We start from the raw sequence: 26,056 nt of genomic DNA, 5'->3' as shown, positions 1-26,056 counted from the left end.
GGTACAAAATAAGCCCGCTATATAATCTGAATCGTAAGGGTCATTCAATAATAAGAGTCTGCCGGGTGAAGTTTTATCGAGATTCTTTTGGTGTATCTGTGCGTAATCGATGTTAATCGCAGTATCTAAATAAATACTGTTTTTTCTTTTATGAAATGACCTTGGACTAAGTGGTATGTTTAAACCAATCTCGCTGTATATAGGGTTGCGATATACCCGCGCTCGGCGTAGTAATCACTTTATTTCGTTTATTGCCTTGGTTTCGATGATTGGTCTGACCTTGGGCGTTGCGGTACTGATTACCGTTTTGTCCGTGATGAACGGCTTTGATCGCGAGTTGAAAAATCGTGTACTTGGTATGGTACCGCAGGCCACGATTTCATCGAACCAGATTCTAACCGACTGGCCTCAACTTGCTAAAAAAATTGAGGGTCATCCTCATGTCACTGGTGTTGCACCATTTACACAATTACAAGGCATGCTTACCGCACAAGGCCAAGTTGCCGGTATTATGGTCAGCGGAATCGAACCAAGTTATGAAAAAAAGGTTTCGATCATCCAAAACCATATGGTGGCAGGTAGTATCGACAGCCTTAAAAAAGGCGAATACGGCATTGTACTCGGCAAGCAAATGACCGACGCACTCGGGCTTGGTCTAAACGACAGTGTGACGCTGGTTTTGCCTGAAGCGACGCCATCACCTGCTGGGGTGGTGCCACGATTTAAACGATTTAAAATTGTGGGCATCTTCAGTATTGGTGCCGAAGTAGATTCGATGATGGGTTATATTGCCTTGAATGATGCATCTACACTGTTGCGCTTACCCGATGGCGCCCAAGGAATTCGCCTTAAACTGGACAATATTTTTGCAGCACCTCAAGTGGCAGACGATATTGTGAAGACCTTACCATCCAATTTCTATGCGTCTAACTGGACCTATACTCACGGTAACTTGTTTAGCGCCATTCAAATGGAAAAAGCCATGGTGAGCTTACTATTGTTCCTGATTGTTTTGGTTGCAGCATTCAATATTGTATCTTCACTGGTCATGGTAGTGACCGATAAAAAATCAGACATCGCGATTTTAAGAACGCTAGGTGCATCACCAGCCACCATTACCAAAATCTTTATGGTTCAAGGTACAGTGATTGGTGTGATCGGTACGGTGGCGGGTGCTATTTTAGGAGTCGTGTTTGCTTCAAGCGTGAGTAATATCATTGACTGGTTCAATACCGCGCTTGGTTTACATTTATTCGATGCGTATTTCATTAATTACTTGCCGTCTTATCTACGCTGGCAAGATGTGGCTTTGATTGTGTCGGTTTCACTGTTATTGAGCTTTCTTGCCACGATTTATCCGGCATTGCGTGCAGCGAAAATTCAACCTGCGGAGGCATTGCGCTATGAGTAAGATTGTCCTTGAAGCCAAAGATATTCATAAGCATTTTACCGATGGAAAATCGACAGTTGATGTGATTAAAGGCTTATCGCTTCAGGTAAAAGCAGGGGAATTTGTTTCGATTGTTGGAGCAAGTGGTTCAGGTAAAAGCACTTTGCTGCATGTACTGGGCGGACTCGATACGCCGAGTCAGGGTCAGGTTTTTCTGGATGGTCAGCGTTTTGATAATCTGGGTGAAGCGCAACGCGGCTATAAACGAAATCATTATTTGGGTTTCGTCTATCAGTTTCACCATTTACTACCAGAGTTTTCGGCACTTGAAAATGTGGCCATGCCGCTGATGCTTCGTGCAGAGACTAATTATAAAGAGGTCAAACAACAGGCTGAACACTTACTGGATCGTGTTGGGTTGTCACATCGGTTGACGCATAAGCCTGGTGAATTATCTGGCGGAGAGCGCCAGCGTGTTGCATTGGCACGTGCACTGGTTGGGCGTCCGGCAGTGATGCTGGCAGATGAGCCAACAGGAAATCTAGACCGCAAAACGGCACTGGGTATTTTTGAGCTACTCACCGAGCTGAAAAAAGAATTCAATATGGCCATGCTGATCGTGACCCACGATGAACAGTTGGCACAATCTGCAGATTCAATTTTACATATGCAAGATGGCCTTTGGGTCGATCCAGTCTGATGTTGTGCGTATTGATAGCCCTTTCGGGGGCTTTCAATTTTTATAATGCAAGTAAATAAAATAGATTTTAAATAACAATGCTAAAGCTTATTTTTCTGGGGTGGATTGCAGGAATTGCAGCCATGGGGCATATATTTGATCCCATATCGGCTGTCACACTCGGTATCGCGATCGGTCTATATTTCCTATTTTTACTCATCTATCTACGTGTGGCCCAACAGTTCAACTCTTCGAAATTGTTAGGCGGCTTATTGGGCATCTTTTCGGTGTGTTTGTCGTTTAGCTGTGGCGTCTATTACGCCAATCAGGCACTCACCACGCGGCTTGAGCATCGTGTCACGACCTCTTCAGTCGACTCATACATCATCTACATCAACCGTATGGGGGAGCAGTCTCAAAACGGAATCAGACAGCCTGCACAGATTCTCAATGAAAATGATGCTCCCATTCACTGGGTACTTTCCATAGATGAAACAGTTATCCCTGCTGATACCATGGCGCATAGTTTAGCTGTTGGGCAGTATTATCGTGCCGTGATTCAGCGTCAACCTGTGCATGGTTACGCTACACAAGGTGCATTCGATGTAGAAAAATGGTTCGTACAACAAAACTGGCAAGGGCGTGGCAAAGTTGTACAACTCGAAATGCTTTCAAGTGAACAGGCGCTACGTGAAGGATATTATGATCATGTGAAACAGCAACAATCTTGGACTCGAAAATTTTTGCTTGCTGCCGAGCACTTAAGATTAAAATTTAGAGGCTATTTTCTTGCTTCTTCCTTACAACATCAAAGCTTACTTCTGGCCTTACTCACGGGCGATCGAAGTCTTCTTGATCCTGAGCTTGAGCAGCAGTTTCAACGCTTTGGTATTTCACATTTGCTGGCGATATCTGGCCCGCATGTGCTTATTTTTGCAGCGTTGATGACATGGTGTATTATCCAATTGATCAATCGATACTACGCCGCAATTTATTTGGTGATTCCACGCCAGCGACTGATGCTGATTCCATTTTTATTATGCGTACTCCTGTATTGCGCGTTGGTGGGGTTTGAAATTCCTGCTCTAAGAACGCTGCTGACCGTAACCATACTGAGTATTTTCATACTTTTAAAACGTCCTGTACATGCCAGTTTCTTGTTGCTGTTCAGTGCTTCTGTTCTATTATTTATCGATCCGTTTAGCATACTCTCGGCAGCATTCTGGCTATCTTATGGGGCCTGTTTTATTCTGATTCGTATTTATCAGGAAATTGTACAGGAGCAAAAGACTGGTCAATCTTGGCGTATTCGAATCGGATATGCTGCGCAGCTTCTCATCAAGACACAATGGAAAATCTTTCTCGCACTGTTACCCCTAACCTTATTGCTCTTTAAACAGTTTTCTTGGATGACTCCATTTGCCAATATCATTGCCATTCCAGTTCTGGGTGCCATCGTGGTGCCTTTAGATGTTATCGCTGCATGCTTCTGGCTCATCCTTCCTGCATTTGGACATTTGATTTTTCAACTCAATGATGGGGTATTACAGGCTGTTTTGGGTCTGTTTAATATGATGGATCATATCTTTGCACCGGAGTTACAATATTTTGCACTTCGTCCTTGGATGATCATCAGCATTTCATTTGGCATTTTAATTTTATTTTTGCCTAAAGGCACAGTGCCTAAATGCTGGTCAATCATATGCTGTGTGCCTGTTTTTCTACCTGCACAATTAAAATCACCTACCCAATTAGTGGTGTTAGATGTCGGTCAAGGACAGTCTGTGTTCATCCAAGATCAGACACAACGAATACTGCTCGATACTGGCGGCAATCACGACGAGCAAAAGTTTAGTGTAGGTAGGCAGGTGGTGGTGCCATTTTTGAAGGCACAGGGCGTAAAGCAGCTAGACCGAATTATACTGTCACATTTAGATCAAGATCATAGCGGGGCATTACCCGCGATTCTGGATGCAATATCGGTTACGCAGATTCAAGCCAATGAACCAATGCCTAAACTTCAATCTACTTTTGAGCTGTGCTATGCCGGACAGCGTTTTGAGACACCTGAAACCATTATACAAGTTTTATCACCAGCGCTTCAGGAGATCGGACGTGCTGATACGAATCGAAATGAATCGTCATGTGTTATGCATATCGAGTTTAAAAACAATCAACCCATACGACATTTTTTAATTATGGGAGATGCAGGTTGGGAAACCGAGTTTAAATTACTTCAACATTATCCGGATCTGCGCGTAGATGTTTTGGTTTTGGGGCATCACGGGAGTCGTCATAGTTCAGCCCATGATTTTTTACAGCATTATCGGCCTCAATATGCGATTGCATCGGCAGGTGCAACCAATCGTTATGGCCATCCTAGTATTGAAGTTCAGGCACGACTGGCAGCGTTACAAATTCCTTTACTCAGCACAGCCAAAGCAGGCAGTATTTCTTTTAGTTTTGATCAAGCGAATGAGCAGCCACGTTTTTATCGCCATCAATACCGCTGGTTAACACAATAGCCTTTTCGCGCTGATTGGCGTTACGTACCTGTTGCACTTTTTCGAGTGCTTCCTCTTCGCTTAAGGTGTAAAGATTGTCGAGTTCAGGGTTGGCTTTAAAGCGTTTATAACTCCAATGGTAATGATCTGGATACTTTTGAATTAAAGATTCAATTGCTCGATGGATCACCGCTGTGCCATCGCGATCTGTGCCTTCATAGATTTTTGTATCCATAGGTTCGATATACATATCAAACCCGTGATTTTCATTACGAATGGCGTATAGAAACAAGGCTTTGGCTTTGGTTTTCTGAATAAGCTTGGCACTTAAATTACTCGATGCCAAAGGGATACCAAAATACTCAACCAACTCGCCGCCCACGTTAGGCGTATGATCGGGCAGAATCACGGTAGTTCCGCCTTGTTTTAAGGCTTTAAAAATTTGACGGACACCACTTTCGTCAGTTGGAACCAGATTGGCTTGTTCGCGGCTACGTGCTTCGCGTACAAAGCGATCGGCATCTTCATTCTTGACTGGTTTATATAGAATGGTCATGTCGGTAAATTGAGCGCACCATGCGTTCATAATTTCCCATGTACCAAAATGTGGCACGATCAAAACCAGTCCCTTTTTTTCGGCGACCGCTTGGTGAAAGTATTCTGCACCTTGAATGCTATGAATTCGAGAAATATTTTTTTCGTTGGAAGATCCCCAAATACTAAAGAATTCCATATAAGACATCAGTTCATTTCGAATTGCGTTACGAATGATGTCATGACGCTGCTCGTCATTGAGATACGGCAAGGTAATTTTTAGGTTGAGTTGTATGGTCTTAGATGTTTTTGTAAGTTTCAAACCATTTACAAGGCTAGCAAGCATCCGTGCGAATAGACGAGAAAGCTGGATAGGCTGTCTGCTAATAAAATTAAGTAAGCGATACATTAAGCTACGTGAATCGGAAGTCGTCATTATAAAAGTGCTTAAAAACAAAAACGGAGGCTTGTCGGATAAAAATATTATAAGTTAAATCATAACGATTAAACAGTTTTTCCCGATTCAGTGTATATAATGGCAGTATTTTCAACTTTTTGGGTTATTTTTTATGTCTGATTGGCCGCCTAAACCACAAAATGAAGTGCAAAATAGCAACAATAAAACTGGTCAAGAATGGCAGATTTTAGAAAAAGCTGTTTTGGCCTCTGTCGAAGAGCAGCGTCGTAGTCGTCGTTGGGGGATCTTCTTTAAAACGCTTACTTTTTTATATGTACTGTTCGTGCTGGTTTTGCTGGGCCGTGGTTGTTCTGTCAGTGATGGGGCGAGCGGTACGTCAAGTAGTAGCCCACATTTGGCTGTGGTCAATATTATTGGAACCATCGATTCAAGCAGTAAATCGGTCAATAGTGAAGATACCAACAAAGCACTTACCCGAGCGTTTGAAGCTAAATCAAGTAAGGCCGTGGTCCTCAATATCAATTCGCCGGGTGGTTCGCCAGTTCAGTCAGATGAAATCTGGCAAGAAATCCGTTATTTGAAAAAACAGCACCCAGATAAAAAGATTTATGCCGTAATTGGTGATATGGGGGCTTCAGGCGCCTACTATATTGCTTCTGCTGCAGATGAAATTATTGTCAACCCTTCGAGTCTGGTGGGGTCAATTGGTGTGATTATGCCAAACTATGGCATTACCGGTCTGGCGCAAAAATTGGGCATTGAAGACCGTACACTTACATCCGGCGATAACAAAGATATTTTAAGCATGACCAAACCGGTTAATCCTGCACAACGTGCACATGTGCAATCGGTTTTAGATAACGTTCATGCACATTTTATCAATGCGGTTAAAGAGGGGCGGGGCAATCGCTTAAAATCGAATGATCCGGCGGTATTTTCGGGCTTGTTCTGGTCGGGTGAGCAAGCGGTCAAATTGGGTGTGGCTGACCGGACAGGTAATTTACAAACCTTGATGCGTGAGTTAAAAGTAGACAATAAAGTAGATTACACCATTGAGCGCAATCCATTTGAAACAATTCTAGGTCGAATGGGTTCAGAATTTGGTCAAGGTGTCGCTGCATCATTGAGCCAGCACCTGCAAACGGAACAGCAGACGAAACTCCAATAAATCTCGAGGATCACTTGAACAAGCCTTTAATTCATTTTGCCCATGCCAACGGTATACCTTCGAAGGTATACCAAAAACTGTTCGATCTATTGAGTGATCGTTACGACATTATTTATGTGCCGATGATTGGTCCAGATAAGCGCTATCCTGTCACCAATCACTGGTCACATCTGGTCGATCAAGTGATTGACAGCATTGTGCGTCAGGCAAATGGACGAAAAGTGATTGGTCTAGGACATTCCTTAGGTTCAGTTTTAACCATGATGGCCAGTTACAAGCGTCCTGAGCTTTTTTCGCAAGTGATCATGCTCGACCCGCCTTTAATTTTGGGTGCTTATTCTTTTGCCTTTCATTTGGCAAAAGTCTTTAGCCCAAAAACGGTTGATCGGATGACGCCCGCTGGGTTATCTGTCCACCGACGCGACCATTGGCCGTCACGAGAAGATGCTGCTTCACGCTTGCGTCCTAAAGGATTTTATCGAGATTTTGATCCAGACTGCTTTCAAGCCTATCTAGATTATGCCTTGACAGAAGATCCTGTTCGAGGTGGCGTGACCTTAAGTATTCCAAAAGCGGATGAAGTGGCGATTTTCAGAACTAATCCTTCATGGTGGTGGCTGACGCTTAATCGTAAACCATCCGTGCCGATTCAGTTGGTGGTGGGTGAGCAAAGTAACTTTTTTAAACGACGCTTGCCGCACAAAGCCAAGAAAAGTTTAGGTATTCCATTTACCACATTGCGTGGTGGTCATATGTTCCCTCTGGAGCATCCTGAAGAGACCGTTGCTCACATTAAAACGCTGATTTCCAAGAACTAAGAAATCTAGACACATAAAACCTAGTCATAAAAAACGCATCCGTGGATGCGTTTTTTGATTTATAAATCACAAAACTGAATAGGTTTATTCAGTGGTATGCCTTTGTACAAAATCTGACCATTTTCAAGATGTTTGAGTGTACCGTTACAAATCCACTCCACAGCTTGTGGATAAATTTTATGCTCAATGCTATGTACACGATGTGCCAAACTTTCAGGTGTTTGATGATGACCGACGGGTATCACTCCCTGTAAGAGCGTTGGCCCTGCGTCCAGCTCTGGGGTCACATAATGGACGGTACATCCATGATACACATCACCGGTATTTAATACACGTTGATGGGTATGCATCCCTTTGTACAAAGGCAACAAGGAAGGATGAATATTGATCATCTTTCCGTGCCAGTTTCGTACAAATTTTTCGCTCAAGATCCGCATGAAGCCTGCCAAGACCACCAAATCGACCTCCCACTCGGTAAGCTGTTGATGCAATGCTGCATCGAAGAGTTCCCGAGTAGGATACGCTTTATGTTCAATCACTTTGGTTTGAATATTGGCATCTGCAGCACGTTTTAGTGCATATGCATCTGCTTTGTTGGAAATGACACCGACTATTTCACCTGAAAGATTTGCATCAATCAGAGCTTGTAAGTTACTGCCATTTCCTGAAACGAGTACCGCAATTTTTATCATGCAAAGATCACACGAATTTTTTCGTCTGCGCCTTCAACGGATGCTGGATTATCTTGGATATGACCAATTTTCCATGCTTTTTCACCTTGTGCATTTAACACATCGATGGTCTTTTGTGCGTCCGCCGCATCAACCGCAATCACCATGCCTACGCCACAGTTGAAGGTACGATACATTTCAAACTGCTCAACACCGCCTTCACGCTGCAAAAGTTTGAACAATTCTGGCCATTCCCATGATGCTTCATCAATCACAGCTTGCGCACCATTTGGTAAAACACGCGGTAAGTTACCCGGTAAGCCGCCGCCAGTGATATGCGCCATAGCATGTACATCGACTTGCTTGCATAATTCAAGAACAGGCTTAACGTAAATACGGGTAGGTTCCATTGCAACATCTGCAAGTGAACGTCCATCGATTTGTTGATTTAAATCAACATTTTTAACATCTAAAATTTTGCGGAGCAGGGAGTAACCGTTAGAGTGTGCACCACTTGATGCTACTCCGATTAAAACGTCACCCGCTTTGACTTTTGAGCCATCAATGATTTTACTTTGTTCAACCACACCTACGGCAAATCCGGCAAGATCGTAATCTTCACCTTCATACATACCTGGCATTTCTGCTGTTTCACCACCAACGAGTGCACAACCAGCAAGCTCACAACCTTTACCAATTCCAGTCACAACGTCGGCTGCAACGTCTACATTTAAATGACCTGTTGCATAGTAATCAAGGAAAAATAGAGGTTCAGCGCCACACACCAAAAGGTCGTTTACACACATGGCAACCAAATCTTGGCCAATAGTGTCATGACGATTAAGATTGAGTGCCAAGCGTAGCTTTGTACCTACACCATCTGTACCTGAAACCAGTACTGGCTCTTCATAGCCTTTTGGAATTTTGCATAGTGCGCCGAAGCCACCAAGACCGCCCATTACTTCAGGACGAGTGGTGCGTTTAGCTACCGACTTGATTCGGTCGACTAATGCGTCGCCCGCTTCGATGTCGACACCCGCATCTTTATAGCTTAAACCAGTGTTAGGGGTAGAAGTTGAGTTGCTCATAGTGAAGTCTCCGCATTGGCGGCAGATTATAACCTGAATATACGAAACTCTTATGGTATTTATGATCGAAAATGCTATCTTTACTGAATTATTTTTGCATCTATAACGAATACATTAAAAAAAGGCTAGAATTTATGCAAGATCGTATGCTTAGACGCGTGTTCATCTTGGCAGGTATAGCACTTTTATTGTGGATCCTGTACTTACTTAAACCTGTCGTATTGCCTTTTATTGGCGCTTTTTTAATCGCTTATTTGTTTAGTCCATTGGTTGATAAACTTTGCAAGTTGCATCTGCCTCGCTGGCTTTCGATTAGTATTGTGTTTGTCGGCATTGGAGTATTACTTACTTGGGCGATGTGGTATGTGGTGCCGTTAGTTTGGCGTCAGCTCATTTATGCACGAGACAGTATTCCTTCGGGAATTCATTGGATTAATGCCACCTTCTTACCGTGGCTTTCGCACAACTTTAATGTTGAGCGGATGGAAATTGATACCGATCAGATTTCGACTGTGGTTATGGAGTACATTCAGACCAACTACAGCGCAGACAGTATTCAAAGCATGGCGCTACGTTTGGCACAATCTGGTTTGAGCTTTATTCAGGTGGGCGGCACCATTGTATTGATCCCGATCATTTCGTTTTATTTCTTGCTCGATTGGGAACGAATGCTGAATAGTTTGCGTCGATTAATTCCTCGTCCATATGAACACAGCACGTTAAAAATTGTACGTGAGTGCCACAGTGTTTTAGGTGCTTTTGTCAAAGGTCAGTTTTTGGTCATGCTACTTTTGGGGATTGTCTATGCTGTTGGCTTACAACTTATCGGTTTAGAGGTCGGTCTGATTATCGGAATGGTGGCCGGACTGGCGAGTATCATTCCGTATTTAGGTTTTGCAGTCGGAATTATTGCGGCCGTGATTGCGACCCTCTTTCAGTTTGGCGTCGACTGGATGCAACTGGCGCTTGTGGGTGTGGTCTTTATGATTGGGCAAGCTGTCGAAGGTTATATTCTTCAGCCGTTCTTGTTAGGCGATAAAATTGGCCTATCACCTGTTGCAGTGGTGTTTGCCGTATTGGCTGGTGCACAGTTAGCTGGTTTTCTAGGCATGTTGATTGCTTTGCCTGTGGCAGCAGTCATTGTGGTTCTGCTCAGGCACATTCGCGAAGCCTATGAACATACTGCTTTATATGGTGGATCAGCAGTGGTCGTTTCTACTGGAGACAGCGAGCGTATCAGTGTAGAAACTGAATCGGTTGATCTTGATATTGAGGTCAAAAAGCCGCAAGATACTGATACATCGATTGATGTTGATCGGAAGTAACACGAAGGTCTATTGGATTTATGCGTCAACTACAGTTGGATATAGAACCTCAGCTCGATGCCCGCATTAGCGATTTTTCCGGGCCGGGATGGGGACATGTGGTTGACGCCGTACGCCAGTTACATGCCGGATTAATGAACCGCTTTTATATTTATGGAGGGGCGGGTTCCGGTAAAAGCCATTTACTCTCGGCTATCTGTGATTCCTACCTCGAAATTGGAAAGTCGGCCATTAAAGTCTCTTTGTTAGAGCTTTTAGATGCGCCTATTGAAGCCATCACCTCGCTTGAACGTTACGATCTTGTGGCATTAGATGATATCGAATCGATCAGTGGTGTTCCGCATTGGCAAAAAGCTGTGTTTCACTTAATTAATTACAATAATGAAGTGGGCGGACAACTGGTGTTTTCTTCACGTGTTGCCCCGATTGAACTACGTCTGGAATTACCGGATTTACAATCGCGTCTTACGCAGGCAGTCAGTGTAAAATTACCCAATGGTAGTTTGTATGCCGATCGACAGGCACTCATTGTATCGACCATGACGCGTCGTGGTTTGCAATTTGATCCGCAAATTTTAGACTATTTGCTTTTGCACGGGCCTCATCAAGCGTCATTACTCTTGCAAACCATTGCCCAGCTTGAAAAATTATTAAAAGGCGAAAAGACAAAATTATCCAATGCGACCTTGCGTCAGATTTACGCATTGATAGATGAATATCGACACTAAAATTAGATCTTGAGTAATTACTCTAGCTGTGACAAAGTAGGCAAAGAATTCAAAGTTGTTGGGATAGAGCAACTTTAAAAAAATAATGAAAAATGGAATGTTAAGGAGAATAATATGCTCAAGCAGGGCTTAGGCATTGGCTTGTTGTGTATTGCGGGGCATGCGTACTGTGACAGTATTATAGTAAACACCACAGCGGATGAAGTGAAAGATGACCAATTGTGCTCACTACGTGAAGCTGTGGAGTACATTAATAAAGGGTCGCCTGAATCAGGCTACAATGGATGCGGGGGTAAAGACAGCAACCCGGTGATTTTGCTTGAAAAAAGTAAAACCTACGAATTAAAAAGCAAAATTGAAATTAAAAAAGCATTGCAAATTAAAACCACTTACGACACGACTATTACCAATCAGCTAGGTTTGAATAATGCCACCATCAAAATGACAGGGGCTGATCAAATTTTTCGAATCCGTGATGATAGCACCCAGAATGAGCAATATAATGTTCAGCTCACAGAAGTGAATCTGGATGGCTGTGCCAAAGATTGCGGCATTGCTCAGGGTGGTTTGATATACAACCAAGAGACACTCGTTTTAAGTTATGTGACGCTTAAAAACGGATATGCGAATTTGGGTGGCGCAATTTATAACGCACAAGCATCAACTACAGATAAATCCAGTGGATCAGTCACCATTATCAATAGTTTGATGCAAAATAATACTGCCAGCCAAGGCGCCGTGATTTACAGTGATCTTCCCCGATTTGTGATGACTCAATCGGTTGTGCGAGACAACACTGCAACGACTACAACGACACCGACATTATTTTTTAGCGCAGCAAAGTTTAGCGATGATCTTACAGCGGGTTTTTTTAATTCGGGGCTGTATGGTGTAAAAAATTCGACAATCCTTAAAAACACGGGCTATCTCATCAATTTACGTGATGGCCAGAGTTTGAATAACAACACATTGGTACGCAACTCTTTAGGTATCTATTTCGATGCGCCGCTTGGCAATGCCTATTTAGCCAATAGTATTGTGGTTGAAAACGGGATTGTTCAAAACGAAGTATTACAAACTGCCAAGAACTGTACCTTTACAAGCTCTGACAAAAGCTTGATTCAAAATAATCTGGTGAATTCTGACTGTGGATCGGGTTCAAGTAATGCACCCAATATTAATCTCGGTGCTGTAAAACTATTTGCAGGCTCGAGTGTAGAAGGAAAATGTACACTCGCACCGGCTGAAGGATTACTGTGTCCGTTTGCTACACCGAGTATGACCTTTTTAGGTTTTTTTAGACCGCGCTTATTGCTTAGCTACAACAGTTTAGATGACTCTTTGATTGTGAATCGCGGTCGTATTAGTGGCACGGGTGCATGCGAATCAGTCGATCAGCGTGGTAAATCTCGTAGTAGTAATCAATCATGTGACTTGGGTGCCATTGAACTCGTCATCGACACCTCATCAATCGCTACTGTGGGAAGTGATATTTTATATGGTGAACAGGCAAAATTTTCGATTGCAGAACAACTCACAGATGGGGAATTAGTCCCGGCGAGTGCGTGCGAGGCTATTTTAGGAAAACGTACAGACGGTAAAGCATGGCAAGTCGGTTGTTTGGACGTTATACAAACCAATACGCCGTCTAAGGGAGCGTTAACGCTCGATCAGGATGGAAATGTGGTTTACACACCCAATGGCAACTGGCAGGGAACAGATGAATTTAAAATCCGTGTTGTAACCACATTTAGCCGTTTTAGTTCGTCGAATAATAGTAGATATATCGATATTGCAGCAAAAGTAAAGCAAGACCCACCAAATACCTTCGAAAATAAAAAAGTCAGTACAGGTGGTGGTGGGAGTTTTGGCTGGGGAAGCTTGATCGTATTGGGTGGATTGATGATATGGCGTCGGAAACGTCAGCAGTAAGAAAAGGATGAATCATGCAGAATTATAAAAAAGGAATACTGACATTAATGATTTTATCAGCCATGTCACTCATGGCAGCAGAAGATAAAACCATATACGTGAATACCTTTGAAGATATCGACAGTGACTCAAGTGCCAAATGTTCACTACGCATGGCGCTTAAAGCCGCGGCAGCCAATAAAGCCTATGGTGGATGTTCGGCTGGAAATACCGTTGCATCTAGCACCGATACCATCCAGCTTGAAGCGGGAACGTATAATTTGAATTCCGAGCTGGTACCGACTTCACAGGTGATTATTAAAGGAAAAGAGGCGCTCGATTATACGCAAAAAGATGCCATCACCCAGCAGTATCCTGCACTGACCGCAGTGAGAACTGTGATTTCAGGACAAAATAATGTACGTATTTTAAATACCACCAATGCGAAATCTGCACTCACCTTGAATGATCTCGAGTTACGTCAGGGCCGTAGTTCGGATCGTGGGGGAGCGCTTTATTTAGGCGGATCGACCACGCTCAATCGGGTAAATATCCTCAACTCGAGCGCAGCCAATGGTGGCGCAATTTATCTTGAAAATGGCACCAGTGCCGTGACGATCAGTAATAGCCTTATTCAGGGAAATACAGCATCAACCAATGCAGTACTGGGCATGGCATGCCGTGACTTCGGTGTGCTTAATCCACGCACTCTCACGCTGACCAATAACAGCATTATACAAAATGGCAGTGCATCGAGTGACAGTGTACTGACCTTTTGTGGAACGCCCACAGCAACTTTAACTGCTAACACGATTGCACTCAACACTGCCAATCCGACTTCTGGCAGTATTATAAAATTCAGCAGTGATCAATCAAACTCGCAATCGAGTAATCTTGATGCCAGCTCCAATTTAACCCTTGAAAATAACACGATTGTTAAAAACACAGCATTTAGTACCTTTTTATACGATAAGACTGGTACCAAAAGACTAACCCTGAATGCTTTGTTTGCAAATACAGGAAAATCATGCCGTTATGCATACGGTGATGCCAAATCAGAAACTTCGACCGGTTTGAATTTATCTTATAATGCGCTGGTTTTGTCTGCTGCAAAAGAAGGGCAGTGTGATGTCGGTAATGAGGTTTTAGCTACACAGCACAATACCATCGATGTGAGTACCACCAGCTTCTCAAGCCTGTTCGAAGATTTACGTGCAGGTGATAAAAATACCAATTACTTACCTGTATATTTTCCAAGAAATAATCAAAATCAAAGCGATTTGGTTGATGTCGGCTCGACCAGTTGTAATGCCAAAAATGATCAACGTGGTATTCAGCGGATTACCGATGCGACGTTATTGCTGAATCCCGCTGCTGCCAATAGCTGTGATATCGGTTCAATTGAATTGTTAAAACTGACCGCAAGTGATTTAAAAAATCTAACCAATACATCATTGGTCGATTTATTCACAAATACTAATTCAGGTTATGAAACCTTAAGGGATTCGTATAAGAAACTGATTGAAGACAGTGCCACAGATCCGAAGTTTTTACCGTTATATCGCGATGAATTTCAAAAATACAGTGACTTGGTGACCAATACCAAAGCCAATTTAAAGTACCGTGCAATTTACGTCGATCCGTTTGCAAAAAGTTTTGCCAATGAAAACGCCGCGCATGAAATCCAGCCATTAAATCTGGAAAATTATAATGTAAGCGTGCAACGTTTTGGAATTGGTACATTGAATAACTCAAGCAGTACCGCAAGCGTAATCAAATTAAGAGACGACGCAAATTTACAGTGTGAATGGAATCCGACTTTAAAACGGATCATTATTTCACGTAAAGACGATACCATTACACAAGCCGATGAATACAACATTTGCCAATATACATTAACGTCAAAAACGGATTCGAGTAGTCAGTCATCTGGATTGTTATTTGCACAGTTTGTCAATATTAAACCAATTGCAAAAGATGATGAGTACAGTCTGCAATATGGCAGCAGTCAAGAAATTAGCGTTAATCTGCTGAGCAATGACAGTGATGATGGCGATGGGCCAAGTTCAACCTTAACGTCAAATCCAAATAAACCAAAATTTTATCGCAACGATGACGGGGCAGAGCTTGCAGTAAGTTTAATTGATGTCCCATCAGGTATTACCATTGCAGCAGACCGAACAGGTAACTGTCCGGGTGATGATATTGCTAATCTTTGTTATGGCGGTAATCTGCGTATACAGGTAAAAAACAACTTCAGCCCATTTAATTATTCCTTCAAATATGTGATTTACGATGCTGAAGGTCTAAAGTCTGAACAAGCGACTGTGAAACTGGTCAATACCGCAACAACAACCAATGACAGTCGCGGTGGGGGTGGCAGTCTTGGTGTATTCGGCGTAATTGGTCTTATGGGGCTTGCGCTATACAGACGCTTCAAATAGTCAACTTCTAAAAGTAAGAAAGAGGTCAATCGACCTCTTTTTTGTTATATCGCTGTATTATTGCGGGTCGGCGGTCGTCAGATACTTGTGAATGTATTCTTCACGAATTTGAGTACGCTCTTCCATACTGGCATTTTGCATACGTTTTCTTAAATCGTTGCGTTCTTGAGTACTCATTTTTTGCCAAGTATCTCGCATTTTTTGTTTTTCTTGCTCTGGAAGCTGAGTGAACCAGTCCATACGCTGCTGCAAATCAATTTTTTTATCTTTTGGTGCCTCTTTCAGCGATTGGTAGCGCTGTATGAGTGCACGTTGTTCGTCATCTGAAAGTGCATCCCAGGTTTCATTGACTTGCGTATTGGCATCTTTGGAAAAAAACCAAAAACGCTCGAATCCTGCAAAACTAGTTTGCAGAAAGCTTAAAGCACATAGGGCAATGGCAAGTCGTTTAGCTACCATGAGGCACCTTATCTTCGCCAAGTACACTTAGCATTTCAAAATCCTCCACCATTTGCGGTGAAAGTTTTGGTGTCACAATGACTTGATTTTGTGGTTTTTCAGTCAGATCAAACGAGCTTGGCAAAATCACAAAACCTGTGATTGCTGCGGCCAGTGCAAAACCTGACATTTTCCACACGCTATAGTATGACTTTGGTTCTTCTTTAATTTTTTCAAGAACATGGGTCATGACAACAGCTTTGTTTTTATGATGACGTGCGAGTCCATCAAGCTTAGACGTCACACGCTTTGTGAAATCATCTTGATTCATCTGATGAACCTCCCAAAGATGGATTTAAATGAGCTAACGAAGCGCGTAAACCCTGAATAGCGCGATGGTAATGCGTTTTTACGCTTCCCTCTGTGCAATTCATGATCTGAGCAGTGGTTTGAGTATCAAACCCTTCCCAAGCACGCAACATAAACGCCTGTTGTTGTCGAACAGGTAGTTTACTGATGGCGTCTTGAATCTCTTCAATGGTTACGGCTTGATCCAGAAAGTCAAAAGGATTAGGTGTTGTTTCATCAACAACATCAGTTATTTCGTCGTCGGAATCTAAACTGACTTTTTTAAAAAAAGAAAACGGATTAGACCTTCGGGCTTCCTTACGCCGCCAGTCCTGTAATTTATTATTCAGTATGGTGTAAAAAAGAGGATACCATTCATCGATACTCTTGTCTGCGTAAGACTTGTGAAGCGAAATAAACGCTTCTTGTACCAGATCCATGGCAATGCCTTGCTGACCTTGAGTGGCACTTTCCATCATGACAAGCGCACGGCCGCTCACATCTTGCATAAAAAACTTAAGACGTTGTTCGACAGTACCTTCATGGGTACTGCGTTCAGTTCGAGACTGTTTGGGCGCTAAATCCATAGAGATGGAAAATCCTGTCATTCGATCCCCATTCTTCCTATCTGGTTACATGTTCTATATAACGCTCAATAAGAAGAATAGGTTGACAACATCAACAGTTATTTACATACAGTCTAAATGATTTTATTCGATAAAAGAGAGACTTTAATATAAATTAACGTTTCTACAGTCGTTGGCGAACCATTTCAAAAAAACAGATAGAGCCTGCAATGGCCACATTTAAGGATTCCTGACCACCCGGCTGCGGAATGGTGACACTTTGCGCATGGGCAAGTGCATAATCTGACACACCCTGACCTTCATTCCCTAATATCCAGACACAAGGTTGGGTTAAATCTTGATCATAGATGCTGGTCGCCTCGTGCGAGCTGGTCACATAGACCGGAATTTCAAACTGATCAAGTACAACATCAAGCGCAATGTTTTCAAAGGTAAACAGACTAAAATGTGCACCCATCCCGGCTCGTAACACGCGAGGCGACCATAAAGATGCCGAACCTTTGGTGCAAATGACTTGCTTAATATTGGCCGCCGCTGCAGAGCGAAGCAACGTTCCGACATTGCCTGGATCCTGAATGTTTTCCAAAATAAGTGTATCTTGAGAAAAATCGATGGCCTGACTTGATTGAGGTAAGTCGATAATCGCCAAACATGCCAGTGAGGTACCAAGCGTACTTAAATCGCGATACAAACTTTCTGCTAAAATAAACACGTGGCCAGTATATTGCGCTGCGATGGCGTCAAAATCTGGATGTTTTAATGCGGCTTCAGTGGTAAAAATGCTGTTAATTTTGCGTTGTTGCTGTAACCAAGACAAACATAAATGTGTGCCTTCAAGTACAGTTTGACGGTTCTTTTTACGAAAAGCTTGCTGTTCGATCAGCCCGCGCAAATGTTTAATTTTGGGGTTATCTTTAGATTCAAGATAAATAATCGACATATATTAAAGTCCACTGTGATGCCAAAACTGACATCACAGTCTGATAAAATTACTGATGATAACCGGTCACAAGATCGACTTCATTTTTTGAGCCGATAATGACAGGAATGCGCTGATGAAGATCGTTTGGCTCGATTTCCATGATACGCACGCGACCCGTGGTTGCTGCACCGCCTGCTTGTTCAATAATAAAGCTCATTGGATTGGCTTCATACATGAGACGTAAACGTCCAGCTGAGCTTGGATCTTTCAAATCGTATGGATACATAAAGATACCAGTACGGCATAAAATACGATGAACATCTGCCACCATACATGCGATCCAGCGCATATTGAAATCTTTACCGCGAACCGACGTTTTTCCTGCAAGCAACTCATCGATATAACGTTTAACTGGTGCTTCCCAGTGACGTTGGTTTGAAGCGTTGATAGCGAATTCTTGAGTATCCGCATTAACTTTAACCGACGCAGTCGTCAAGATAAACTCACGGCTTTCGATATCGAAAGTGAAGAAGTCTACGCCTGCACCAAAGGTAAGCGCCATCATAGTTGAAGGCCCGTACATAACATAACCGGCAGCAACCTGAGCTGTACCAGGCTGCATGAAGTCAGCAGCTTGTGTCACTGCTTGTTTGGCAGGTAAAACCGAAAAAATAGTGCCGACGCACATATTGATATCAATGTTGCTTGATCCATCTAAAGGATCAAACAAAACCAAGTATTTGCCATCTTGATGACCTGGGGTAAAATCGTCCAGCTCTTCCGATGCAAGGCCACCTACCTGAGGGTGTGCTTGAAGGGCATCAAGCAAAAGATCATTTGATAACACATCGAGTTTTTTCTGCGTTTCACCCTGAACATTTTCGTTACCTGCGCTTCCAAGCAGATCGGCCAATGCTCCTTTTTGAATGGCTTGATCAATTTCTTTACAAGCATTTGTAATTGTTTCAATCACTTGTGCCAACTCAGGTGTCAAATTCCCATTTTTTTGTTGTAGGTATTGAGCCAAGGTGAGATTTGACATACAAAATAACTCCGAAGAAGATGAATAGTGGTGATCTGCAACTGGCGCATAGTTTAGATGAGATTGGACAAAAAGAAAAATTATCTTACTTTATTTCTGGTTATTTTTTGCTTGCAAGCTTGCCATAACATGTTATGTTTAGTGGCATAGGAGAAATCCGAGGGTAGGAGCAGCAAAAATGACGACCAAGAAGTTTGAGCCAAGTCCCACCCCGAGCGAAGCTTTGAGTTTGGATGAGATCTCCAAAGAAAGTATTGCTGCAGCTTGGGAAGGGTATCAAGCAAAACCTGAATATAAAGAGTTTAATAAACACGATTTGATCGAGTCGTTTCAGCACCAAGAAGCAGATTCAAACCATACTTCACAGTAAAAGACATTCATATAAAAAGCGCCTTTCAATGAAGGCGCTTTTTATATTTTTTATCTATTACTTCAACAAAGGAGGAACTGCTTCGTAATTGATTTCAACGCGACGGTTCTCTTTCCATGCTGCTTCATCATGACCCGCATTAATTGGCATTTCTTTGCCATAACTCACTGCTTCAAGCTGCTGTGGATTGACGCCATTGGTGATTAGGTAGCTTTGTACTGCTTTTGCACGACGCTCACCTAAGGCCATATTGTATTCACGTGTACCGCGTTCATCTGTATGACCTGTCAATGCAACACGAGAGTTTGCATTTGCCATTAGAAATTGAGCATGTGCTTGAAGTGTTTGATAGTCTTCAGTGGATAAATCACTGCTGTCGTAATCGAAATGGACCACGCGTTTTGCCAGAAAGGCACGATTTGCAGCAGTGACCCCTTTAGATGACGCACCAGTCAGATTTTTTGCATTTAATGCAGCATCTTCACTTAAACCTTCTGTGCTTACAGTGGTCGTGCCAGTTGGATTCGTTCCAGTGGTCACAGGTGCAGCAGGTTTGCGGCTTGCACATCCTGTCATGATTACCGCTGTTGCCAGCACAGGTAAAACAAATAATTTCACAGCGTTCATATTAATCTCCAGTAAGATTATGTCTAAGCGTTATTTCGGTGCCCACGCAGGTTCTCTCACTTCACCCTGTTCACTTGGTAAATTCATTCGGAAGCGGCCATCTGTCGACATAATAGACAATAAGCCACGACTTCCTTCATAGGTAGCATAGACCACCATCTGGCCATTCGGTGAAAAGCTTGGTGATTCATCAAGGCTGGTTGGGGTCAGAATATTCACGATACCAGTCGAAATATTCATGATGGCCACTTTGTAATTACTACCTGAAGGGCGATGTACCAATGCGATATTCTTACCGTCTGCACTGAGTGTGCCACGTGCATTAAAGGCACCACGGAAGGTCAAGCGCTTAACCGATGAATCATCGAAACTGTAGCGATAAATTTGAGGTGAGCCACCGCGATCTGAGGTAAAAATAAAGGATTTGCCATCTGGTGCATAACGTGCTTCTGTATCAATCGCGTTATCGTTGGTCATGCGCTGTAATTGGCGGGTGGTTAAATCCATTTGATAGACTTCTGGATTGCCGTTCATCGACGCTGTAAATAACATCGATTTGCCGTCTGGAGAAAAACTTGGCGCGCCGTTTAAGCCTTTAAAACTTGCCAAAACTTCGCGTTGCCCCGTTGCTAAATCTTGCAAATAAATAGCGGGTCGTTTGGTTTCAAAAGATACATAAGCAATCTTTTTAGCGTCGGGTGTCCATGCCGGTGATAGAATTGGATCACGAGACGATAAAACGGTTTTAGGTTGTTCGCCATCTGTGTCTGCGATCTGGAGTGTATAACGCTGATTTGGAGTAGCAGGATTACGAAGTACGTAGGCAATACGCCCGCTAAAGTCGCCCGGTATACCAGTGAGGGCTTGATAAATCGCATCACTGATCATATGCGCAGCCTGACGTACGCGCGAAGCTGGAACAGTTAAGACTTCATTTAAAAGATATTGCTGCTTTTGCACATCGTAAAGTTGGTAATGTACTTCAAGTGCATTATTGGCTGCAGGTTTAACATTACCTACCACGACATAGGGAATGCCGGCAGATTGCCATGCTGAAGCCTGCACCTGATCTACCGAAGCTGTAGCGGGTAAATTTTTGGATGAACTGCTAAAACGACCAGATCGATTCAAGTCGTTTTCCACAATCGGAAACAAGGATTGATCATTTGCAAAGGGCACAATCGCGATTTTAGGCGCTTCTTCAGGCGCCTTTGCAATTTCAAGATGCAATTGGGCAAACGTGTTTGAAGTCACGGTCATCCCGAGAGCCGCAATGAGTGCGAAAGAAAGTAAATGTTTACGCGTCATATCCATAATCGTGATAGAGGGTCAAATTGAATGGCTTGTGCTGTTTTAGCACGATTACATGCTTTGAATCCATTTAAAGCATGTAATCACAATCAAAAATTATTTTGCTGTAAACGACGAGGTAAACGTACGCGCTTCACGTCGTGCATCTGGGTCTGACGGCATTGGATAAGGGGCGGCTGATCGTACCGCAGCTTCGACACTCGCTTTGACATCTGCATCACTGGAATTCACCACCACCGAAAGTACAGAGCCGCTATCACTTAAAGTGACACGTGCAGTGGCTTTTTTACCAGCTGCACCCATAGGAATATTCCATGCGCGGTAAATTTTCTGCTCGAAATCTTTTTTGGCACTTGAAGCCACGCGTCTAGCTTCAGCTTTCTTCTGTGCCGCTTCTTGCTGTGCTTTTTCTGCCGCAGATTCACGGGCTTCAGCTTCAGCTTTTGCAGCAGCATCCGCTTTGGCTTTTGCAGCAGCATCCGCTTTGGCTTTTGCAGCAGCATCCGCTTTGGCTTTTGCAGCAGCATCCGCTTTAGCTTTTGCAGCGGCATCCGCTTTGGCTTTTGCGGCAGCATCCGCTTTGGCTTTTGCAGCGGCATCCGCTTTAGCTTTTGCAGCGGCATCCGCTTTGGCTTTTGCGGCAGCATCCGCTTTAGCTTTTGCAGCAGCGTCGGCTTTGGCCCTTTCTGTTGCTTCAGCTTTGGCTTTTGCAGCAGCGTCGGCTTTGGCCCTTTCTGTTGCTTCAGCTTTGGCTTTTGCAGCAGCGTCGGCTTTAGCTTTTGCAGCGGCTTCAGCTTTGGCTTTTGCAGCAGCGTCGGCTTTGGCTTTTGCAGCAGCATCCGCTTTGGCTTTTTGAGCGGCATCGGCTTTAGCTTTTGCAGCAGCGTCGGCTTTGGCCCTTTCTGCTGCTTCAGCTTTGGCTTTTGCAGCGGCATCTGCTTTAGCTTTTTGAGCGGCTTCAGCTTTGACCTTTTCGGCTGCATCGGCTTTAGTCTTTTCAGCAGCCTCTGCCTTGGCTTTTAATCTTTCTTGAGCTTCAGCTCGAGCTTTATCTTCTGCTTCACGCTTTGCTTCAGCTGCTGCTTTTTTTGCTTGTGTCAGCTCTTGAGCTTTTGCGGCAGCCGTTGCTGCTGCGAGTGCGGCGGCATTTGCCTCAGATTGAGATTGCTCTTGAGGACTTGCAGGAATAATGGGAGCTTCTTGATTGGGTGTTTGTGTTGACTGTATGTTCTGTGCGACTTGCGTACTCGTCGTATCTGCTTCTTGAACAGGTAAAGCCAAATCGGCAGGGTTCACCAGTACAGTGGTGATTTTTTTAGGCGTTTCAGGTGGTTTACTTAAGCCCAAATAAAGTAAGCCAACAATTGCCAGCGTATGCACACCAAGTGTAAATCCTAGTGCAATTGATCGTTCTTTAAAAGCGGGCTTTTGAAAATTTTTCATGGGTTACTTTAATGGTTCTGTAAGCAGACCAACTTGTGTTAAACCTGCTGCTTGTAAAGTAGACATGAGTGAAACCACATCGCCATAAGGTCTAGATTTTTCACCATTGACCAATACAGTCAGCTTCTGATTGCTTTGATCAGCCTGAGCTTGAGCCTCTCCTAATATATTTTTGAGCTGATCGAGTGAAACAGGTTCTTCTTTGTGATCTTTATATTGCAGAAAAATCTGGCCATCTTGTCCAAGGGTTACGATTGCGGGTTCTTTAGATTCAATTGGTGTGTTATTGGCTTGTGGTAGATCTACTTTAATACCACTGGTGATCATTGGAGCAGTCACCATAAAAATAACTAAGAGCACCAGCATGACATCAATATAGGGTACGACATTCATGTCACTTTTTAACGGCTTTTTAATGCGCTCAAAGCGCCCGGAACGCTGAATGGCCATTATACGTCTTCCTGAGTGGAACCTACAGATTGACGTTGCAGCAATGCGACCATTTCTTCTGCAAAAAGTGCGCGGTCAGAATAAAGCGCTTCACCCTTAGCCGTATAATGGTTAAAGGCGAGTACCGCTGGAATTGCAGCGAACAAACCGATTGCTGTGGCAATAAGTGCTTCTGCGATGCCCGGTGCAACAGTGGCCAAGGTAACTTGATCAACTGCTGACAAACCGATAAAGGCATTCATAATGCCCCATACGGTACCAAACAAGCCAATATAAGGTGCAACAGAACCAATACTGGCCAAGGCACCAAGTCCTTGTTCGAGGCGGCCTTGATCCCGACTTAAACCGACACGTAAAATTCGCTCAGTTCCTTCAATACTTTGAGAGGCGGGAGCATGGCGCTTTTTAAGTTTAAAAAACTCACCCAGTCCATGATAAAAGATATCTTCAAGACCTGTGCGTTTTGAGTTGAGCTGTGCATTGTTGTAAAGCGTATTCAGCTCTGCACCCGACCAGAACATTTTTTGAAAATGTTCATCCTGTTGTGCAGATTTTTTATAGCTCATATGTAACTTGGCAATCAGATACCAACTATAAATCGATGCGAAAAGTAAGATCAACATTACGGCCTGTACCACAGGACTTGCTTGTAAAATAAGATCAGAAATATGCAATGAAGATTGAGCTGGTGTTGCCATAGTTACGTGTGCCAAAGTTTGTTTTTTTAAGCTTGTTCCAATTCTTGAAGAATAAGACCACGAATTTCATCTGGTAAACGACGAGGGCGCAATTCAGCATTTAAACACGCCAGTTCCACTTCACCAGAAGCTAGCATGATTTCACCACGATATATATTTTGTTGCAATACAAATGACGAAGCTTTACATGAAACTACACTTGCTGTAACAGTGATCATATCGTCCATCATGATTGGGCGAATGTACTTCAGTGCAATTTTGTGCACAACAAAGTTATAGTCTTTTTGGTGCCAGTAGTGATCGATGCCAGAGGCACGAAGCCATTCTGTACGAGTTCTTTCAAGATAGCGAATATGGTTAGCATGATAGACGATACCGCCGGCATCAGTATCTTCAATATATACACGAATTTGGAATTCGAATTTATTCGCCATGAGAGTGTTCCGTCTTTTGATTCAATATTGTGTTTTGAGTTGGCGCTGTTCAAAATCTGTGGGGAAAGTTGAAAAATTTGCTCATGCGCCAAGGTTCTACCGCATTGAAGTTTATCAGCTTATCTGAAGCGTCCAATGGCACAACACTCCAATCATCATGATGATTTAAACGGAAAAAAAATTCTGGAATTTTTCATAAAAACCCAGAATAATTAAAATCTTAGCGATGCATAATTGTTTAATTTTAAGCAGAGTGCACTCATTTAAATTGCCATCAGTTTCAATTAAGATGGATTCTGATCTTTATTTAACCAAGCATCTTGTACTTTTTGCGCTACATTTGGATAGTCCAAAACAAACCGCACATGTGTTTCAATGCCTGTTTTTAAAGTTGCATCATCGACAATAAAATTAGGATTATGATTTGGTGCGGCTTTGTTAAGTTCAACTGTGCTTGGGGTTGCTCCAAGAAATACAAACAATGATGGCATGTATTGGCCATAGTATGAAAAGTCTTCACTCGCGCTGGCATTCGTATCTAGGCGATGTAGTTTTTGCACACCAACAACGGTGTTAAGTGTTGGCAGCATAGATTCAGTTAATATTTTATTATTTGAGGTGACCGGAGCATACTGTGCGATATCAACGTGGGTTTTCACATCATTTGCCAAGCCAATGTGCTCAACCATAACAGGTAAATCTTTTAAAATCGTTTGACGAATATCTTCATGATTAGAACGAATAGTCCCAACCATAGCAACTTGCTCAGGAATAATATTACCTGCCGTGCCTGCCTGAATATTTCCAATACTGACAACGCCCATTCCTTTAGATAAATCGGTACGACGACTTATCAAGGTCTGTAAATTATTGATAATCTCTGCTGAAGCGACAACAGGGTCGCGTCCATACCAAGGTGTTGAGCCGTGTACGGCTTGTCCCGTAACACGAATACGAAGCTGATCTGCACTGTTTAAAATCACACCATCTTTGTAATACAGCTCTCCACTTTTCATACCCGCGATCACATGAAGACCAAATATCACTTCAGGTTTTGGTTGATTTAATGCGCCATCTGCAATCATTTTACGTGATCCAATTTGATCACCCTGAGTAAAGTTATCAATATCTGCACCGCCTTCTTCAGCAGGCTGAAACAGAAACACCACTGTGCCCGCAATTTTATCTTTATGCTGAGCCAGAATTTTTGCAGCGCTCAGAAGCATCGCGGTGTGCGCGTCGTGACCACAAGCATGCATCACGTAACTTTCTTTACCTTGATAGATGGCTTTGGTTTGACTTGCGAAGGGAAGTCCTGTTTGCTCTTGCATAGGAAGTGCATCCATATCGGCACGTAATGCCATTACCGGACCTGGTTTTGCACCTTTTAATATGCCCACCACGCCTGTTTTAGCATAACCGGTTTTTACTTCAATACCATAAGATTTCAGCTCGGACTTGACCAGTTTTGAGGTTTGAAACTCCATATTCCCAAGTTCGGGATGCTGATGGATTTGATGACGTAACTGAATTGTTTGCGGTTCAACTTGTTGAGCTGACTGTTTCACCCAATCGGCATAACTCGCTGTGCAGACTGTAAAAAGTGACAGCGTGCATAGCAGTGCTTTTTTAAATTGTTTCAAGAGAAAATTCCTTTTTCAAAAATCGTTTTTTGTATTTTGATAACGTTATTTTGCCAATTTTATGG

The 26,056-nt window shown here is 43.1% G+C and carries 25 protein-coding genes; 10 read left to right on the top strand and 15 right to left on the bottom strand.

The features are described from left to right. Positions 1-175 precede the first annotated feature (175 nt). The 3 genes from L2096_RS01765 (at position 176) to L2096_RS01755 (ending at position 4,594) form a co-directional block, all read left to right on the top strand. On the top strand, positions 176-1,411 hold the full coding sequence (locus L2096_RS01765) for a lipoprotein-releasing ABC transporter permease subunit (RefSeq protein WP_004939428.1): 1,236 nt from the start codon (positions 176-178) through the stop codon (positions 1,409-1,411). Then, a complete protein-coding gene (gene lolD, locus L2096_RS01760; protein ID WP_004939423.1) occupies positions 1,404-2,090 on the top strand; it encodes a lipoprotein-releasing ABC transporter ATP-binding protein LolD in 687 nt (228 codons plus the stop codon). Before L2096_RS01765 ends, lolD begins: the two co-directional genes overlap by 8 nt. Before the next feature lie 77 nt (positions 2,091-2,167). After that, a complete protein-coding gene (locus tag L2096_RS01755) occupies positions 2,168-4,594 on the top strand; it encodes a DNA internalization-related competence protein ComEC/Rec2 (RefSeq protein ID WP_250364757.1) in 2,427 nt (808 codons plus the stop codon). On the opposite strand, the gene L2096_RS01750 is transcribed toward L2096_RS01755, so the two are convergent. Beyond that, a complete protein-coding gene (locus L2096_RS01750) occupies positions 4,527-5,543 on the bottom strand; it encodes a lysophospholipid acyltransferase family protein (protein WP_216197641.1) in 1,017 nt (338 codons plus the stop codon). The genes L2096_RS01755 and L2096_RS01750 overlap by 68 nt on opposite strands. A 133-nt stretch (positions 5,544-5,676) precedes the next feature. Between L2096_RS01750 and sppA the strand changes: the two genes are divergently transcribed. Continuing rightward, complete coding sequence (gene sppA, locus L2096_RS01745; RefSeq protein ID WP_250364756.1) at positions 5,677-6,693, top strand: signal peptide peptidase SppA; 1,017 nt, start codon at positions 5,677-5,679, stop codon at positions 6,691-6,693. Between the two features lie 14 nt (positions 6,694-6,707). After that, positions 6,708-7,511: an alpha/beta fold hydrolase gene (locus tag L2096_RS01740; protein WP_004939412.1), complete on the top strand. Its 804-nt coding sequence runs from the start codon at positions 6,708-6,710 to the stop codon at positions 7,509-7,511. A 59-nt stretch (positions 7,512-7,570) separates the two neighbouring features. Here the strand turns inward: L2096_RS01740 and purN are convergent, their stop codons facing one another. Further along, positions 7,571-8,203: a phosphoribosylglycinamide formyltransferase gene (gene purN, locus L2096_RS01735; protein WP_048765810.1), complete on the bottom strand. Its 633-nt coding sequence runs from the start codon at positions 8,201-8,203 to the stop codon at positions 7,571-7,573. Then, a complete protein-coding gene (gene purM / locus L2096_RS01730) occupies positions 8,200-9,270 on the bottom strand; it encodes a phosphoribosylformylglycinamidine cyclo-ligase (protein ID WP_151794499.1) in 1,071 nt (356 codons plus the stop codon). Before purM ends, purN begins: the two co-directional genes overlap by 4 nt. Positions 9,271-9,404: 134 nt before the next feature. Between purM and cxpE the strand changes: the two genes are divergently transcribed. The 4 genes from cxpE (at position 9,405) to L2096_RS01710 (ending at position 15,678) form a co-directional block, all read left to right on the top strand. After that, positions 9,405-10,595 carry a chloramphenicol efflux transporter CxpE gene (gene cxpE, locus L2096_RS01725; RefSeq protein WP_004948710.1) on the top strand — a complete coding sequence of 397 codons (1,191 nt, stop codon included), beginning with the start codon at positions 9,405-9,407 and terminating at the stop codon, positions 10,593-10,595. Positions 10,596-10,615: 20 nt separating this feature from the next. Beyond that, entirely contained in the window at positions 10,616-11,323 is a 708-nt protein-coding gene (gene hda, locus L2096_RS01720) for a DnaA regulatory inactivator Hda (protein WP_004939397.1), read from the top strand. Positions 11,324-11,437: 114 nt separating this feature from the next. Further along, positions 11,438-13,255, top strand: coding sequence for a rhombotarget A (gene rbtA, locus L2096_RS01715; protein WP_216197645.1), 1,818 nt, complete (start codon positions 11,438-11,440; stop codon positions 13,253-13,255). A 14-nt stretch (positions 13,256-13,269) separates the two neighbouring features. Then, the gene (locus tag L2096_RS01710; protein ID WP_250364755.1) at positions 13,270-15,678 is read left to right on the top strand and encodes a CSLREA domain-containing protein; all 2,409 of its coding nucleotides are present in this window, start codon (positions 13,270-13,272) and stop codon (positions 15,676-15,678) included. A 57-nt stretch (positions 15,679-15,735) separates the two neighbouring features. Here the strand turns inward: L2096_RS01710 and L2096_RS01705 are convergent, their stop codons facing one another. From L2096_RS01705 to L2096_RS01685, 5 genes are all read right to left on the bottom strand, one after another. Next, on the bottom strand, positions 15,736-16,137 hold the full coding sequence (locus tag L2096_RS01705; RefSeq protein ID WP_004939388.1) for a DUF3106 domain-containing protein: 402 nt from the start codon (positions 16,135-16,137) through the stop codon (positions 15,736-15,738). Continuing rightward, on the bottom strand, positions 16,127-16,447 hold the full coding sequence (locus tag L2096_RS01700) for a hypothetical protein (protein WP_004939385.1): 321 nt from the start codon (positions 16,445-16,447) through the stop codon (positions 16,127-16,129). The genes L2096_RS01705 and L2096_RS01700 overlap by 11 nt, the downstream gene beginning before the upstream one ends. After that, on the bottom strand, positions 16,434-17,051 hold the full coding sequence (locus L2096_RS01695) for an RNA polymerase sigma factor (protein ID WP_048765816.1): 618 nt from the start codon (positions 17,049-17,051) through the stop codon (positions 16,434-16,436). Before L2096_RS01695 ends, L2096_RS01700 begins: the two co-directional genes overlap by 14 nt. Before the next feature lie 163 nt (positions 17,052-17,214). Further along, positions 17,215-17,991, bottom strand: coding sequence for a TrmH family RNA methyltransferase (locus L2096_RS01690; RefSeq protein ID WP_250364754.1), 777 nt, complete (start codon positions 17,989-17,991; stop codon positions 17,215-17,217). A gap of 49 nt (positions 17,992-18,040) precedes the next feature. Beyond that, positions 18,041-19,015 (bottom strand): class 1 fructose-bisphosphatase, encoded by a 975-nt coding sequence (locus tag L2096_RS01685; protein ID WP_151815051.1) that lies wholly within the window; start codon positions 19,013-19,015, stop codon positions 18,041-18,043. A 178-nt stretch (positions 19,016-19,193) separates the two neighbouring features. On the opposite strand from L2096_RS01685, the gene L2096_RS01680 reads away from it, so the two are divergent. Beyond that, the gene (locus tag L2096_RS01680) at positions 19,194-19,385 is read left to right on the top strand and encodes an NF038105 family protein (RefSeq protein ID WP_004939372.1); all 192 of its coding nucleotides are present in this window, start codon (positions 19,194-19,196) and stop codon (positions 19,383-19,385) included. Positions 19,386-19,442: 57 nt separating this feature from the next. Here the strand turns inward: L2096_RS01680 and pal are convergent, their stop codons facing one another. The 7 genes from pal to L2096_RS01645 form a co-directional block, all read right to left on the bottom strand. Continuing rightward, the gene (gene pal, locus L2096_RS01675; RefSeq protein WP_004939367.1) at positions 19,443-20,012 is read right to left on the bottom strand and encodes a peptidoglycan-associated lipoprotein Pal; all 570 of its coding nucleotides are present in this window, start codon (positions 20,010-20,012) and stop codon (positions 19,443-19,445) included. Between the two features lie 30 nt (positions 20,013-20,042). Further along, positions 20,043-21,326 (bottom strand): Tol-Pal system beta propeller repeat protein TolB, encoded by a 1,284-nt coding sequence (tolB, locus tag L2096_RS01670; protein WP_004939365.1) that lies wholly within the window; start codon positions 21,324-21,326, stop codon positions 20,043-20,045. Positions 21,327-21,419: 93 nt separating this feature from the next. After that, positions 21,420-22,766 carry a cell envelope integrity protein TolA gene (tolA, locus tag L2096_RS01665; protein ID WP_250364753.1) on the bottom strand — a complete coding sequence of 449 codons (1,347 nt, stop codon included), beginning with the start codon at positions 22,764-22,766 and terminating at the stop codon, positions 21,420-21,422. Positions 22,767-22,769: 3 nt separating this feature from the next. Next, a complete protein-coding gene (tolR, locus tag L2096_RS01660; protein WP_004939356.1) occupies positions 22,770-23,216 on the bottom strand; it encodes a protein TolR in 447 nt (148 codons plus the stop codon). Then, positions 23,216-23,914: a protein TolQ gene (gene tolQ / locus L2096_RS01655; protein WP_004939353.1), complete on the bottom strand. Its 699-nt coding sequence runs from the start codon at positions 23,912-23,914 to the stop codon at positions 23,216-23,218. The genes tolR and tolQ overlap by 1 nt, the downstream gene beginning before the upstream one ends. Before the next feature lie 26 nt (positions 23,915-23,940). Further along, complete coding sequence (gene ybgC, locus L2096_RS01650; RefSeq protein WP_004939350.1) at positions 23,941-24,348, bottom strand: tol-pal system-associated acyl-CoA thioesterase; 408 nt, start codon at positions 24,346-24,348, stop codon at positions 23,941-23,943. Positions 24,349-24,632: 284 nt separating this feature from the next. Continuing rightward, a complete protein-coding gene (locus L2096_RS01645; protein WP_250364752.1) occupies positions 24,633-25,991 on the bottom strand; it encodes an amidohydrolase in 1,359 nt (452 codons plus the stop codon). Between the last annotated feature and the right edge of the window lie 65 nt (positions 25,992-26,056).

Source organism: Acinetobacter sp. ACZLY 512, from assembly GCF_023614015.1.
Classification (GTDB): domain Bacteria; phylum Pseudomonadota; class Gammaproteobacteria; order Pseudomonadales; family Moraxellaceae; genus Acinetobacter; species Acinetobacter soli.
The sequence above is the reverse complement of the archived record's forward strand: the minus strand, read 5'-3'. Positions and strand labels throughout refer to the sequence as shown.